Consider the following 14,699-nt stretch of genomic DNA (forward strand, 5'->3'; position numbering starts at 1 on the left):
CGAGCCCCGCGACAACCGGCGCGATCGCCGCCGGGTCCGAGCATGTCACTTCTCGTGCACCATGCGCAGGTGCGACACTCAGCCAGCGGCTCTACGCTTGCCGGCAACAGTCGCAATGACCACCGCGACGAGCAGGCTCAAGCCATTGACGGCTGGCTGCAGCCAGCTCGGGGCGCCCAGCAGCGTCAGACCGTTGACCACCACAGCAACGAACAGGACCGCGACGAGGGTGCCGGGGACGTTGAACGTCCCCGGCCTGATGACCGTCGCTCCCAAGAAGGCCGCAGCCAGGGCGGGCAAGGTGAAGTTCGGACCTACTTGCGGACTGGCGCTGCCGGCCAGCGCAAGCTGAAGGATCCCCGCCATGCTCGCGATCACCGCTGATGCGACAAAGCTGGCCAACGTGAGCGCCTCCACTCGAAGCCCCACCAGCCGCGACGCCCGCGCGTTCGCTCCGACGAAATACAGATGACGGCCAGGCGGAGTCTGGCTGAGAAAGTAGTGCGCAACCAGACTCACGACGATGACGTAGAAGACCGCGGTCGGTACCCCAAGGAACGATCCGCTGCCGAGTGCGACAAGACGATCTGGAATCCCCGAGACGATCGTCCGGTCCTCGCTGAACCACGACACGCCAGCCTGTATCAGGGTCGCGCTGCCAAGGGTGACGATGATGGCGCCCACTCCCACGTACGACACCAGATAGCCGTTGACCAGACCGATGACTGCTCCGACAAGCAGTGTGACGAGGACAGCTGGGACCAATGGGAAGTCGTAGAAGGAGCAGAGGCCGGCTGTCACCACGCCGGACAGCCCGGCCACTGGCCCGGCGGACAGGTCGATCTGACCTGTCACGAGCGGGATGATCGACGCGATCGCGATCAGGGCGACCACGGATTGATTGCCGAGCAGCGTCCGGATGTTGGCCGTCGAGACGAAGGCGTCGCGGGAACCCTCCAACGAGGCGAAGAGAACGACGAGGCTCACCCCCAGCAGGACCAGGGCGTACCGTTCGAGAGCAATGACGGCAACGCGCCAGACACGCGCCTTGGACGACCTGTCAGCCGTCCCGCCGGCCGCGCCTGTGGTCGTCTCTCGTTCATCTGTGATGGTCATGCGCTGATTCCTCCTTCGACGTGGACTGATAAGTGAGGGCGGTGATGGTCGGCCGGTCGAGACGGCTGCGTTCCACCACGTCGACGACGCGCCCCGAACTGATCACGACGACCCTGTCCGCAACCTCCACGAGCTCCTCGTAGTCCGTGCTGTGCACCACCACGCACGAGCCTTGGTCGGCGAGACGGCGAATGAGAGTCCAGAGCTCCCGCTTCGCATTGACGTCCACTCCCTGCGTCGGATCCTCGAGGAGGAGCACCGATGGAGCACGGCGCAGCCACCGCGCAGCAACGACCTTCTGTTGATTTCCGCCCGAGAGAGCCGTGATCGCTGTGTTGCCGTTCGGCCGTCGAACCCCGTGCTCGTCCAAGATGCGCTCGGCGTCTCGGCGATACCGCCGCGCTGCGAAGCGACCCGCACGCCAGAACTGGCCGAGTGAGCCGATGCTGACGTTCTCGTGGGTCCCCAGACCTGTCAGCACCCCCTCGCGGAGCCGATCAGCCGGGACGAATCCGAACCCAGCGGCGACGGCCGAGGCAGGGCTCCCCAGCTTCAGCGACCGACCGTCGAGGGTCACCGTCCCTCTGTGCGGCGTCAACCCGTACAGCGCACGAAGGACATCGGAAGCCCCGGACCCTTCGAGGCCCACGAGACCGACGATCTCGCCACCCGCGACGCCGAGATCGATGCCGTCGACGCGCTCGCACTGGAGTCCCGCCACGGCCAGACGCACATTGGTGAGTGCTCCGGAGCGAGCAGCCGTCCCGTCTCCGGTGCCGGCCCGTTCGCTCGCGCCAAAGTGCCCTGACTCGGAGCCCGCGATCAGTTGCAGCAGATCCTCAGCACTCGCCGTCCCGCTGCGTCTGCCGACCACCTCGCCATCGCGCAGTACCGTGACGTCGTCCGCAACAGATCTGATCTCCTCGAGCCGGTGGCTGACGTAGACGACAGCGTGGCCCTGGGAGGCGATTCGTCGGACCCGCTCGACGAGTGTGCGCATCTCGTGATCTGGCAGCGTCGCCGACGGCTCGTCGAGCACCAGCACTCCCGCTTGATCCTGTCCTTCGATCTCGGCGAAGGCCCGGGCGATAGCCACCAACGCTCGTTCGGCCGGACTCAGCGAGCCGACCAGCGCGGTCGTCGCGACATCCACCTCCAACGCGTCGAGGGCGCGGCGCGCACGCCGATGCAGCAGCCGCCAGCGAATCTGGGGGCCCTTGACCGGCCAAGACGACCCGGCGAAATTCTCCGCGACGGTGTGGGCATCGAACAGACCCAAGTCTTGGTGCACGAAGCGGACACCCAGGCCAGCAGCGTCGTCCGCTGTCCAGTGCGACAGATCCTTACGGCTTCCGTGCCTCTCGACGCTACCGGCGTCAGCACGGACCACGCCCGCAAGCACCTTGATCAGCGTGGATTTTCCACTGCCGTTCCCCCCGAGCAGCGCGTGGACCCTCCCCGGCATCAAGGTCACATCGACCCCCGCGAGTGCCGTGGTGGATCCAAACGTCACCCGCGCGTCCGCGACCTGGAGGAGCACGCTAGCGTCCCCAGCTCGCACGATAGATCGCCTCGTAGTCCTGAGCAGGCTTGCCGTCGGGATCCAGGTTGCCGTCGTAGGCCTCACCCTTCCCCGGCAGGTTGTGATCCCTGTCGATGATCTGGAGCCCGATCCCGGAGTCCACCTGGGGCTCACCCGCGAACACTCGGTTCAACCCGTCGATGGCGGCCCAGCCGATCCATCCGCTCGGGGTGCCCACATCCATCGTCTGACCACCGTCGCGGATCAGGTCGATGTTGCTGCCGAGGCCGCCGAGGCTCACCAGGGTGATCGGGCGGCCGGCCTTCAAGATCGACTGTCCGGCTCCCAGGTTGATCATCGCGTCGTAGGGTGCCGCCACAGCATTCGCATCAGGATGCTGAACGAGCGCGGCGGACACCTTGTTGGCGAACGAGCCGTCGCTGAAGTCTCCGAGACTGATGTCGAGCGGGTAGGTCTCACAGCCCGCACAGTCCGCGAGCGCCTCCTCAAGCCCGTCGGCCAAGTGCCGCGACGCCAGCGCGTCATCTTGGCGAAGGACGATCGTCTTGGCCGCGCCCTTGTTAGTGGCGACGAGATAGGCCGCCATCGCGTCCGCGATGTCCTGCTCGTAGCGGTCCTCGATGGAAGCGTTCTCGTGGTAGACGATCTCGCCGTCGAACAAGGTGTCGCCACCATTCGAGTCGCAGTCGAAGGCGTCAACGGCATAGATCTTGATGCCGGCACCCTTCGCTGCGGAGAGCGGCTCCTGGACCGCTTCGCAGCTGACGGAGATGAGGACGATCGCGTCCGGGGATGCGGCAGTCGCATTGCGAACGCATTCACCGTACGTCGCCGGGTTCAACTTGCCGTCGCAGCTCGTCGTCTCCCACCCCATTGCCTCGGCAGCCTCAGCTGCCGCGGCGCGCGGCGCCGCACAGCCCTCGGCTGCCTCGCCGCAGCTGATGAGCCAGACTTCCTTGTCCTCTGCGGACTGGGGACCGCTGCGCGGGACCGGGCCATCGGTGCCGGCGTAGGCGGCCTCGAGCGCTGCTTGCGCCTTCGTGATGTCAGCCTGGTTCGCCACGGAGCTACCGCCGGAACCGGACCCGGAACCGCACGCGCTTGCGAGCGCGCTCGCCAGAACCGTCACGGCGACGAGGCGCGAATTCAACTTTCCAGCCTTGAGATTCATATGAGCTCCAATTCAGCATTGGTGGACCCCGAGTATGCGAGGCGCACAGTTCACCACCGCGTCCCATTCGGGAACAATGGATTCGCCATCGATTCATGACATGGAGCCCATGACCGTTTCGGATCGAAGGCCATAGGCGCCACGACACCCGGCGACTCTCGAATAGAAAGGGGGTCGAAAGCCGCCGATCGTCATACCGATCCGCGTCAATTGGCGGTTAGCGCCGATTTCTTCACAACATGCGCACCGGTCCTAATTGACGAGGCGGTCCTTACCGGCCCAGTACGGCTCGCGCAACTTGAACTTCTGCAATTTCCCAGTGGCCGTCCGCTCGAGACCGTCTCTCAGCTCGACGCGTTTTGGGCACTTGTACCCGGCGAGCCGTGTGCGGCAATGAGCGATGAGCTCAGCCGGTGTCACCGACGGATCCGACAACACCACGAGCGCGGTGACAGCCTCGCCCCACTTATCGTCCGGAACTCCGATCACTGCCACTTCGCGCACGGCCCGGTGAGACATCAACGCGTCCTCGACCTCGATCGATGAGACGTTCTCGCCACCCGACACGATGACGTCCTTCTTGCGGTCGAGCACAGTCAGGGTTCCGTCTTCCCAGGTCCCACCATCGCCAGTGCGGAACCAACCATCGACATGCGCTCGCGCAGTCTCCTCCGGATCCTGCCAGTAGCGCGCCAAGGCATGATTCGTGCGCGCTTGCACTTCGCCCTCATCGTCAACGCGGACCGTGACCCCAAGAGCGGGCGATCCGGCGCGGCTCAGTCGCGAGGCCTGTTCCTGCGCCGGCGCGTCCGACCACTCACGACGCATGCGAGACATCGTCAGCAGTGGCGAGGTCTCGGTCATTCCGTAGATCTGAATGAACTCCCAGCCGAGCTCATCGCGGATGCGCTCGACCGTGCGACTCGGCGGAGGAGCACCTGCCACGACGACACGCACGGCGTCGCGCCCTGGTACCGGACCTTCCCATGACGAAAGTGCGTCCAACACCAAGTGCATCACGGCCGGCGCAGCGCACAACAATGTCACCCCGTGGTCACGCACTCGGCGGAGGATCTCGTGCCCGTCGATGTCTCGCAGCACGATGTGTCTGCCGCCCATGCCGGTGACCGAGTAGGGCATCCCCCAGCCGTTGCAGTGGAAGGTCGCGAGTGTGTGTAGGTAGACGTCGTCATCGTTGACGCCGAGCTGCCACCCGAAGATCGACGCGTTCAACCACAGGCTCCGGTGAGTGAGCTCGACCCCCTTGGGCCGGGCCGTGGTACCCGAGGTGTAGTTGATGGTCGCGGTGGCTGTCTCGTCGCCCTCCCACAGCGCCGGCTGGCCCGCTTCTCCCCACAACTCGTCGTCATCGCCACCCAGAATGAAGACGCGGCACCCCTGGAGGCGATCAGCGAGGTGCGCGAACGGCTCGTCCAGCATCACGACGTCAGCACCACTGTGCTCCACGATGTACTGAACCTCGGCGGGGCTGAGCCTGAAGTTGATGGGAACCAGGATGCGGCCGGACCCGGAGACTCCGAACAGCGACACCAGCAGGCGAGCACTGTTCTGCGACATGATGGCAACTCGGCCTCCCACAGGAACTCCGAGCCGATCCAGGTTCGCGGCTTGGGCGCGAGCCAGTTGATGAGCCTCGTACCACGTGACCGTTCCCCAGGACGGGGTGGGCTGCTGCGGTTCATCGACAATGGCGATGCGTTCGGGGTACACCGTCGCGGCGCGGTCCAGAAAGTCCCGTACGTTGAGGGGAACGTGCATCAGGATTGCCTCCTCTGGCAAGTAGATGTGGCGCCGGGCCAAGGCACGGCGGGTGAACGAGGGGTGGTCACCCGTGCTGGCCCGCGGTCGGCATCGGAGAGACCGCGCCGCCGAACACCGAGATGTCCTCACGCAGCTCGATGTCGCCTACACGGGCGGGCGGCGCGTCCATCAGGACGAACAGGACTCGTACCGGCTCGTCTCCGCGTACGACCCACGAGTGCATCGTTCCGCGCTGCACCACGAAGTCACCGGCTGTGAGCCTTTCGACGACCTCGCCACTGTCCAGCACGAGATCGAGCTCGCCGGAGAGAATCAGGGCAACGTCCTGCGTCTCGGTCCTGTGCATGTTGGGGATATCGGACTCCCCCGGCACGAGTTCACCGACCCGAAAGAGCACGCGCGCCCCAGGCGGCCCGGGCATCCCGTCATCGAATCCGGCCTCATCGTTGCTCGGCGGGAAGGAACTGGTGGCCCACACCACCTTCGCGTGATAGCCGGGCAACCGCGGTTCGGCACTGACTCGATGATCACGCCTCACCACGGCCCGGCCTCGCTCGTCGTGGCCGGTCACGACGCGTCGGAAACTGAACGTCATCTGATCTGACTCTCCTCGAAGATTCTCTTTGCCGGCCCATTCGAAATGACCGCATTCCTGCGCACTCAATGATCAATTGGCGACTGATTGAAAGATAACCAGTCAGCAGCCCGGCCTTCCAATGCCGTTCATTCATGCGCGCTATTCCACGTCTTAGAACGTGCATTTCGGCACGACGAATCGACCGTGACAGCTCAACGAGATACGCCGATCACGACCCTGAACCGCACGATGCCTAGAGGACCACGGGCGAGATTCGGCTCTGCGTCAGCCGCACGACCTGACTTGCACCAGCACCCGGCCGATCGCGCCGCGCGAGTCCAGTAGTTCGAGCGCCGCCGGGGCCTGCTCGAGCGCGAGGACCTGGCCGATGAGAGGCCGGATGTCACCGGATGCAAGGAGCGGGAGGAGTTCGGCCCACTGGCGTCCCACCCAGCTCGGATCTGCGACGGCGAACTCTTCCCATCCCACACCGACGACAGCCGTGTTGGTCAACAAGAGCCGGTTCACCTTGACCTCCGGGATGGAGCGCCCGGTGAAGCCCAACACCAAGATCCGGCCCTCGGGGCCAAGACTTCGTAGTGAATCCGCGAAGCGGTCGCCTCCGACGGGATCGACGACCATGTCGACGCCTGCACCTCCCGTGGCAAGGCGCGCCTGCGCCAAGAAGTCCCGAGCCTCAAGGACCTCATCGGCTCCCGCCTTGAGCGCGATCGCCGCCTTCTCAGGACTCGACACCACCGCGAGGACCCGTGCGCCGTGCGCTTTGGCCAGCTGACAACACGCGGAGCCGAGGCCCCCGCCGGCACCCTGGACCAGGACGGACTCACCGTGCGCGAGACGGCCCCGGCGCCGGAGCGCGAAGAGCGCGGTGAGGTAGTTGAGAGGCACCGCCGCTGCGTCACGCAAGCTGAAGTCCCGCGGCAGTAGGAAGACCCGGTGCTCGCTGACCGCCACCGACTCGGCGAACCCGCCTACGAGCGGCATGGCAGCGACTCGGTCGCCGGCACGAAACCTGCCGGAGTCGTGTCGTACGACGCCGGCAACCTCCCAACCCGGGATGAAGGGCAAGGGCGGCTTCAGCTGATAGGCCCCCTTCGTCATGAGGAGATCGGGAAAGACGACGCCAGCGAAGTAGACATCGATCAGTACCTCGCCCGGTCCCACGTCAGGCTCGGCCACGTCCTGGACGGCTACCGCCTCCGGGCCGCCGTAGGAACGCAACACCGCGGCACGCATCGTGCTCTTCTCAGCCTCGAACAGCGGCAGCTCGGCTCATGGCCTCGCCGCCCTCACCCACCGGCCGGGGGATGCGCCAGGGGCACGTCGACCCGGGTGGCGAGCAGGACGGAGTCCCTGTGATCTCGCCGTTCAGCCTCCGCGTATCCCGGTGATACCGCAAGGAAGAGGGTGTGGCCGTCGGCACCGCCAAGAGACACGTCGAAGACGAGCCCGTCCGACATGCGAATCTCCTCCAGAACCTGTCCCCCGGGGGCAATTCGAAGGGCTCGCGCGTGGAACGCGTCAGCAATCCAAACGGCGCCTTCGGCGTCTGGTTCGGCGATGCCGTCGGGTGTGATCTCGAGCTGCGAGATGATCTCGGCGACCTCGCGCGACTCGGGCATCGGACCGAACTCCGCCCACGCGCGCCGGTTCGTCAGCTCACCGGCCGCGTCGACATCGAATGCTGTCATGCGATTCGCGAAGGTCTCGGCCAGAACGATCGTGTTGTCATGGAAGACAGTCCCGTTGGGGACCCAGACGTCGTCTGCCACGACACAGGTGGTGCCGTCGGGATCAACCCGGACCAGGACAGCAGCGTCGACCGGCGCGCCCAGGGCGATGTCGAACCCCATGCACCCGACCCAACAGCGGCCAAGAGGGTCGACGACCATATCGTTGATCATGAACTTCGCGGTACCACTGAGATCAGCATGCAGCACCATGGTCCCGTCGCTCTCACGGCGGAGGATCAGCTGGTCCTTCATCGAGACCGCCAGAAGGCGCTTGTCCGGGAGGAAGCCCAAACCGGACGGATTGCCCGGGACGATGGCTTCCACCCGCTGGTCCCGACCGTCCTCGGTCACGCTGAGAACCCGCTGCGTGTAGCAGTCACTGACCCACAGGCGGCCATCGTGCCACCGAGAGCCCTCCAAGAAGCTAGCGCCGCCCAATACCTTGGTGAAGCTGCGATTCACGATGTTCAGTCCTCGAAGTCGATGTCGTCATGGGGCCAACCAACCTTCGCGAGCAGATACTCGCGCGATGCGGCTACGGTCTGCCGGACCTGGTTGACGTCCACCCCGTGGAGCTGGCCGTTCCATTTCCGGACGCGGCCATTGACCAGGACGGTGTCGACCGAGCCGATCCCCGCGCCCTGCACGACCGAGGAGATGATGTTGCTCGGCGGATAGAGCTGGAGCCCTCCCGTGTCGAGCAAGATGATGTCTGCCCTTTTTCCAGGGGTGAGCGATCCAACGACCGATCCGAGCCCACAGTTGTCCGCCCCTTGCTGCGTAGCGGAGTACAAGATGTCGCGCAACGGTGCGCTCCTCGGACCGCCGCGATGCTCATCGATGCGCTGTGCCAGGTACAGGGCCCGCATCTCGCTGAACATGTCGATGTTGAACGTCATCGGGTTGTCGTTGCTGATGCCCGGCCTCAGGCCCTGTTGCACCCATTCGGTGTAGGGGACCTCTCCGAAGCGGAATTGCGTTTCGATACGAGGACAGACATCGACCTGGGCGCCGGAGTCGATGATGACCTGGCGCTGCTCCGGGGAGAAGAAGTTGGCGTGGTTGATGGTCTCCCGACCGTCCAGCCATCCCTTCTCGTAGTAGATGTCGACCGGATGCTTCTCCAGACCGCTGTCGAAGGTCACCCAGAGGTCGAGTTCCTTCCTGACCGCGGCCAGGTCGGCATCGAAGCCGTCGAACCCGACCGCGAAGAGTCGAAGTCCGTACATCGGGTCATCGCTGGCGAAGTACTGCTCCCGCAGCCGCGCCGCGTCGCTCGGATGCTGCTCGGACCAGGCACCCGAGCGGGGAGCACCGACGGCGTGGATTCCACGCCCACCAGCCGCGAAGAGCGCCTCGACGGCCGCGTCCGAGTGCTCCGGCGATCGTGCGTTGTGCATGTTGTCGATGACCGTGGTGATGCCGCCCTCGAGCGCGTTCAGGAGCGACAGGAGTGTCCCAGCGTAGATGTCCTCGGGGCGGCATGCGGGTGCAAAGAGCCGGTGGGCCGCATACATATAGCTGCGACTGGTGGAGGGGGCGTCCCCGATGGGGTCGTCTGTCGTCTGGGGCACATTCTCAGGGATGATCCGGCCCAAGGCGCCCTCCCAACAATGGATATGCGGGTCACAGAAGCCGGGCATGACGATTCGTTGTGACGCGTCGATCACTACGGCGTCTGAGATATCCAGGTCGACCCCCACCTCGGCGATCCGATCGCCGACGATGAGCACGTCGCCGACCGCGAAGTCGCCGACCGCGTCGTCCATCGACAAGACGGCCCCGCCCCGGATGACCAGCCGCTGCGCGGGATCGACCACAGTTGATGCCGCATGACTCGCAAGCAGCAGATCCAGTCCGCGCTGCTCGTCCGCGTGGTCGTTATGAAGACTCATCTCACCTCAATTTCGTCGGATCCGCGACGCTGGAAGTCCCGGAAGTGCGGACCTTTGAAACCTAGGTGCGTGTCGTTCGTCACGCCAATGTCGAATCGTGATGCCGGTCAGTCCCGGGTGGCATACCACGACCGCGTGTGCGCGCCGGAGGAGTGTGCTTTCGTAGACCGACACCTGACCCGGAGGCACTGTTGGAGCTCAGACAGTTCGAATACTTCTCGGCCATCGTTCGCGACGGCAGCTTCAGTCGCGCGGCCCGAACGCTGCACGTCAGCCAGCCCGCCTTGAGCAAACAGATCCAGTCACTCGAGCACGAACTGGGCGTCGTCCTGCTCGACCGGATCCCGAACGGCGTTCGGCCTACCGAGGCCGGCCGACGACTCGCGGAGATGTGCGATGTGATCGTCGGCTACATCGACCAGATCAAGCCCGCCGTCCGCGCTGCTTCCCATCAGCTGGGTGGCAACGTCACGCTCGGGCTGTCTCCTTCGCTGGTGCCCGCTCTGGCGGAGCACGTCCATACCACGCTCGCCGCGCTGCACCCCGGGCTGCACATACAGATCGTCGAATCACTTCCCATGTTCGTGACCGACTGGATAGACGCGGGGCGGATCGACATCGGGGTGTTCCGGCGCTGGCCAGCCCTCAGCGGAATGACGCGCCTGGACTTCACCGACATCGGATCCGATGAGGTGATGCTGGTCGGTACGTCGAGCATGTTGCGCGGGCATCCCAGCCCGACCGCCTCGGCCGAGGACGTCGGCTCCTTGCCGATCGTCATGACGCCCGCGTTCAAGCAACTCGTGTGGACGCGCCTGGGGCTGACCGAGAGCTCGCCGACGAACACCTCGGAGATCGACTCGATCAATCTGCTCAAGGCCTTGGTGGTGCGCGGCGACTACTGCTCAGCGATGCCCTGGAACTTCGTGCGACATGAGATCTCGACGGGCTTGCTCGAAGCGCGTCCCTTTGATCCGTCGGTTCGAAGCCATGTCGTGTCGGCCACCCGGGCAGGGCGACGTGCTTCGTCCCCGGCGATCGCAGCCGTGATCGAGGTGTGTCGCGACCGCCTCGATGAGCTCACGAGGAGCCGGCTCAGTCCCCCGAGTCCCTCCTCAGATCCCGAGCCAGCCGAGCGCGTTGTCGGTCAGTAGGGCGGCGGTGTCCTCACTGCCGCGCACGATCGCTCCGACCATCTCGGTAGGGAGGAACGGGCAATCACTGCCGAGCACTATCCGGTCGTCGCCGAACCGGTGACGCAGCAACGTCAGGTGTTCGACGTCAAGGACGAGCGTGTCCACGTAGAGGCGACGAGCGAGCATGTCCCAGCGGGTCCCCTCCGCCGGGTCACTGACCGTGCCGCCGAGGTCGCGCAATCGCGGGTAGACCCACGGAAAGGTTCCGCCACCGTGTGCCAGCGCCACCCGAAGGAGTGGATACCGCTCGAGCACGCCCCCGAACACGAGGGCCGTCGCGGCGAGCGATGTGTCCGTGAGCATGCCGAGGCCCATGTCGAGCCGGAGACCTGAGCGGCGGATGACACCCCGCCCTCCCGCGACAGGGTGCACGAAGATGCACAGGCCCGCCTGCTCGCATTCTCTCCACAAGCCATCCAGATCGGGGTCATCCAGATCCAGATCGCCCTGGCGGCTGCCGACCTCGATGCCACGCAGCTCGAGCCGCACGCACTGTTCGAGGTCTCTGCGCCACCCTTGTCGCGAGACGCAGCCCAAGCCGATGAGGCGACCGCCAGCGGCGGCGCACGAGCTCGCAATCGAGTCGTTGACCAGCTGCGCGTACGGAGGATCAGCCGTCCAGGCATGCTCCATGACCGCCGGCACCGGCGAGATCACCTGGCGGGAGATCGAAGCACGGTCAAGTTCTCTGAGCCGATCCTCGACGGACCACATCACCGAGGACACCCGCCGCGGGACACCTTGACCTCCAGCCGGGTGAAGGAGGCCTTCCGTGGCGTTCACGGTCTGCAGTCGAGGACTCCCGCCGTGGAAGACCTCCGGGTCCATCTGGTGCGCGTGGACATCGACGACTCCGGGAGCACGCTGCGCTCGCGGAACTGGTCCAGAGCGCGTCACCGACGGCCTAGCTTCCGTAGGCGACGATCGTGGTCGTCATGTCGCCGAGCGCCTCGACCGACACGCTCACCACATCGCCGGGCTGCAACGACTCATGTGCGTCCGAGCCGTGGCGGCCCCACATCTCCGCGAGGCACCCTCCCCCGCACGTGCCCGAGCCCAGCACGTCCCCGGGCCTGACCTCAGTGCCTCGGCTTGCGTGCTCGATCATCTGGCCGAAGGAGAAATGCATCGAACTCAAACTGTCGCGGCCGATCGTCTCCCCGTTGATCCTCGCGACCATCTCCAAGTCGTAGGAGTTCCCCGATCGATACTGGTCGAGCTCGTCCGGGGTGACCAGCGTCGGACCGAGTGAGATCGAGGTGTCCTTCCCCTTGGCCGGTCCCAGGCCGACGGCCATCTCATGGAACTGCAGGTCTCGTGCCGACCAGTCGTTCAGGATGCAGAACCCGGCAATGTGCTCGTCAGCGGACGCGGCATCGATGTCGCGGCCTCCGCGACCGATGATCGCGGCCACCTCGAGCTCGAGATCCAACCGCTGGGAGCCCGGTGGAATGGGGATGTCGTCGAGCGGCCCACGGATCGCGTAGGGATTGGTGAAATAGAAGGTCGGAATCTCGTACCACGCAGCCGGGACCGTGGCGCCCGGGTCGACGGCCAACATCGACCCGGCGTAGTGCTGTTCGAATGTCACGAAGTCACGCACGGTGGGTGGATCGGGAATCGGAGCGATCAGACCTGCGTCGGCGATCGCGATGACCTGTCGTGGATCGTTGAGCGCTTCCTCTCCAGCGGCGCGCAGCTTCTCTCCGTCGTCGCCCAAGAGGCTGAGCAGACTCACCCCGGGCTCAAAGCCGTGGATCCGGTCCTGAACCACTACTCCGGCCCGTCGTTCGCCGTCGAGGAGGTAGCTGACGAAGCGCATGTCAAATCCCCGGAGCCGGCGTGTAGACGCCGTCATCGATGTCTTGCAGTAGCGAGGGACCAACCGGCTTCCAGCCGTACCGCGCCTGCGTCGCGTCGCTGGACACGACCGCGCCGAGGGTGAAGAACGGACCTGCCGGCCCGAAGTGTTCCGTTGCCTCTTCGGGCTCGATCCGCTTCAGCGGCACATCGAGCTGACGAGCCACCGCCTCGGAGATCTGCTTGAAAGGCACGTTCTCTGCGCAGGCGTGAAGCACCGACCCACCGGGCCCCGGGTTCTCGATCGCTGTCCGGAACAGCGACGCGGCATCACTTCGATGCACCGCCGGCCAGTGATGGCTGCCGTCCTCGACGAACGCGGCAACACCGCGCTCGATGGCAGATTCGACGTAGCTGGTGATGAATCCCCAATCACCACCGGCACCATGGACGGTGGGGGCCATCCGAATCACGGACGTTCGCACACCTGTCTGTTCGGCAAGCTGCTTGGAGAGCAGCTCGGCCTTGTGGCGGGGCGGCAACCACGAATCGGCGTCCAGCAGGTCATCCTCGGTCGCCACCCGGTGCGTCGGCAGACCGAGCAGCCCGGACGCGAAGATGACAGGAACCTCAGTCCCGCCGAACTCCTCGGCGAACGCGCGCAATGCCGCTCGATCCACCTCGCCCGCTGCACCCATACGCGAGAAGTCGTGGTCATAGGCCAGATGAATGACCGCGTCGGCTCCACGAGCACCTGCGCGCAGGCTCTCGAGATCGGTCAGGTCCCCCGCGACGGGCGCGACCCCAGCCGCCACGAGCCTCTCCGCGGTAGCCGTCGTTCTTGCCAGACCCACCACGTCGTGTCCGGCATTCAGCAACTCGGGGACCACCGCGGATCCCACCCACCCCGACGCCCCTGTGAGAAACACCCGCATGTCTCGTCCTAACTTCGATTGATCGACCTGTGATTTCGGCGGGTGCGCCCCGCGTCCAACGAGTGATGCCTCACGTGTAGTTCGCTGCGTACCCTGCGCCGACCTCGAGAGTTCCCCCCGAGATGTAACGCGCGTCGTCCGAGGCCAAGAACACCGCCGCCGCCGCGACGTCCTCCGGCGGGAGTACCGAGATCGGCATGTGGTGCAACCCCAGCTCCAGCACCTTGCGATCGACGTCGGCGTCAGTGGGATCCTCGAGCTCCGGGTTCCACAGCCTGCGAAGGTGGTCGTTGCGAATGATCGGCGTGTCGACCATGCCCGGGTTGAGAACGTTCACCGTGATCCCGTAAGGACCCAGTTCCTTGGCAGCCGACTTGGCCAACCCGATGACGCCCCACTTGGCGGCTGTGTAGGCGGACATCTGAGCCGTACCGTGCCTACCCATTCCCGAAGCGGTCGCGATGATGCGTCCTGACCTCTGAGCCATGAGGTGCGGGGCGACAGCCTTGACCGCGTTGAAGACACCCGTCAGGACCGTGTCGACCACGGTCGCCCATTGGCGGACCTCCAGGTCCACGATCGACCCGGCCGCGAACGTTCCTGCGTTGGCCACCAAGATGTCGAGCCGACCCAGCTCCGCCACAGCGGCGTTCGCAACATCCTCGAGCTCGTCGAACTCTCGCACGTCGGCCACGCGGGCCACGCACTGCTGGCCGGTTGCCCGCACGAGCGCCGCCGTCTCGGCGAGGTCGTCAGGCGAGTTCATCGGATACGGAATACCGTCGACTTGGAAGTCGATGTCGCAGATCACGACGTCGGCGCCTTCGCGTGCCATGGCAACCGCGTGCGCTCGCCCCATGCCGCGGCCGCCGCCGGTGATGAGAGCAACCCGACCGTCTAGCTTTCCCATGCAGCTGTCTCCTTTCCGGA

The 14,699-nt window shown here is 65.5% G+C and carries 13 protein-coding genes; 1 reads left to right on the forward strand and 12 read right to left on the reverse strand.

The features are described 5' to 3' along the window. Nucleotides 1-78 precede the first annotated feature (78 nt). The 8 genes from QI633_RS18185 to QI633_RS18220 form a co-directional block, all read right to left on the reverse strand. Complete coding sequence (locus QI633_RS18185; protein ID WP_282426630.1) at nucleotides 79-1,116, reverse strand: ABC transporter permease; 1,038 nt, start codon at nucleotides 1,114-1,116, stop codon at nucleotides 79-81. Then, the gene (locus QI633_RS18190; RefSeq protein WP_282426631.1) at nucleotides 1,100-2,656 is read right to left on the reverse strand and encodes a sugar ABC transporter ATP-binding protein; all 1,557 of its coding nucleotides are present in this window, start codon (nucleotides 2,654-2,656) and stop codon (nucleotides 1,100-1,102) included. Before QI633_RS18190 ends, QI633_RS18185 begins: the two co-directional genes overlap by 17 nt. Nucleotide 2,657: 1 nt before the next feature. Further along, nucleotides 2,658-3,830 (reverse strand): substrate-binding domain-containing protein, encoded by a 1,173-nt coding sequence (locus QI633_RS18195; RefSeq protein WP_282426632.1) that lies wholly within the window; start codon nucleotides 3,828-3,830, stop codon nucleotides 2,658-2,660. A gap of 252 nt (nucleotides 3,831-4,082) precedes the next feature. Beyond that, nucleotides 4,083-5,609 carry an AMP-binding protein gene (locus tag QI633_RS18200; RefSeq protein ID WP_282426633.1) on the reverse strand — a complete coding sequence of 509 codons (1,527 nt, stop codon included), beginning with the start codon at nucleotides 5,607-5,609 and terminating at the stop codon, nucleotides 4,083-4,085. 67 nt (nucleotides 5,610-5,676) lie between these two features. Further along, nucleotides 5,677-6,207, reverse strand: a complete 531-nt coding sequence (locus QI633_RS18205; RefSeq protein ID WP_282426634.1) for a cupin domain-containing protein — start codon at nucleotides 6,205-6,207, stop codon at nucleotides 5,677-5,679. Nucleotides 6,208-6,474: 267 nt separating this feature from the next. Then, the gene (locus QI633_RS18210; protein ID WP_282426635.1) at nucleotides 6,475-7,446 is read right to left on the reverse strand and encodes an NADPH:quinone oxidoreductase family protein; all 972 of its coding nucleotides are present in this window, start codon (nucleotides 7,444-7,446) and stop codon (nucleotides 6,475-6,477) included. Between the two features lie 53 nt (nucleotides 7,447-7,499). After that, on the reverse strand, nucleotides 7,500-8,405 hold the full coding sequence (locus QI633_RS18215) for an SMP-30/gluconolactonase/LRE family protein (protein ID WP_282426636.1): 906 nt from the start codon (nucleotides 8,403-8,405) through the stop codon (nucleotides 7,500-7,502). Between the two features lie 5 nt (nucleotides 8,406-8,410). Continuing rightward, nucleotides 8,411-9,838: an amidohydrolase family protein gene (locus QI633_RS18220; protein WP_282426637.1), complete on the reverse strand. Its 1,428-nt coding sequence runs from the start codon at nucleotides 9,836-9,838 to the stop codon at nucleotides 8,411-8,413. A 191-nt stretch (nucleotides 9,839-10,029) separates the two neighbouring features. Here QI633_RS18220 and QI633_RS18225 point away from each other — a divergent pair, with 191 nt between their 5' ends. Further along, a complete protein-coding gene (locus QI633_RS18225; RefSeq protein ID WP_282426638.1) occupies nucleotides 10,030-10,992 on the forward strand; it encodes a LysR family transcriptional regulator in 963 nt (320 codons plus the stop codon). On the opposite strand, the gene QI633_RS18230 is transcribed toward QI633_RS18225, so the two are convergent. The 4 genes from QI633_RS18230 to QI633_RS18245 form a co-directional block, all read right to left on the reverse strand. Then, on the reverse strand, nucleotides 10,954-11,931 hold the full coding sequence (locus QI633_RS18230) for an amidohydrolase family protein (protein ID WP_349016698.1): 978 nt from the start codon (nucleotides 11,929-11,931) through the stop codon (nucleotides 10,954-10,956). The two genes, QI633_RS18225 and QI633_RS18230, sit on opposite strands and share 39 nt — an antisense overlap. A 7-nt stretch (nucleotides 11,932-11,938) precedes the next feature. Then, on the reverse strand, nucleotides 11,939-12,856 hold the full coding sequence (locus QI633_RS18235) for a fumarylacetoacetate hydrolase family protein (protein ID WP_282426640.1): 918 nt from the start codon (nucleotides 12,854-12,856) through the stop codon (nucleotides 11,939-11,941). A gap of 1 nt (nucleotide 12,857) precedes the next feature. After that, the gene (locus QI633_RS18240; RefSeq protein WP_282426641.1) at nucleotides 12,858-13,769 is read right to left on the reverse strand and encodes an SDR family oxidoreductase; all 912 of its coding nucleotides are present in this window, start codon (nucleotides 13,767-13,769) and stop codon (nucleotides 12,858-12,860) included. Nucleotides 13,770-13,839: 70 nt separating this feature from the next. Then, nucleotides 13,840-14,679, reverse strand: a complete 840-nt coding sequence (locus QI633_RS18245; RefSeq protein WP_282426642.1) for a mycofactocin-coupled SDR family oxidoreductase — start codon at nucleotides 14,677-14,679, stop codon at nucleotides 13,840-13,842. Nucleotides 14,680-14,699 lie beyond the last annotated feature (20 nt).

This window comes from Nocardioides sp. QY071, assembly GCF_029961765.1.
Classification (GTDB): domain Bacteria; phylum Actinomycetota; class Actinomycetes; order Propionibacteriales; family Nocardioidaceae; genus Nocardioides.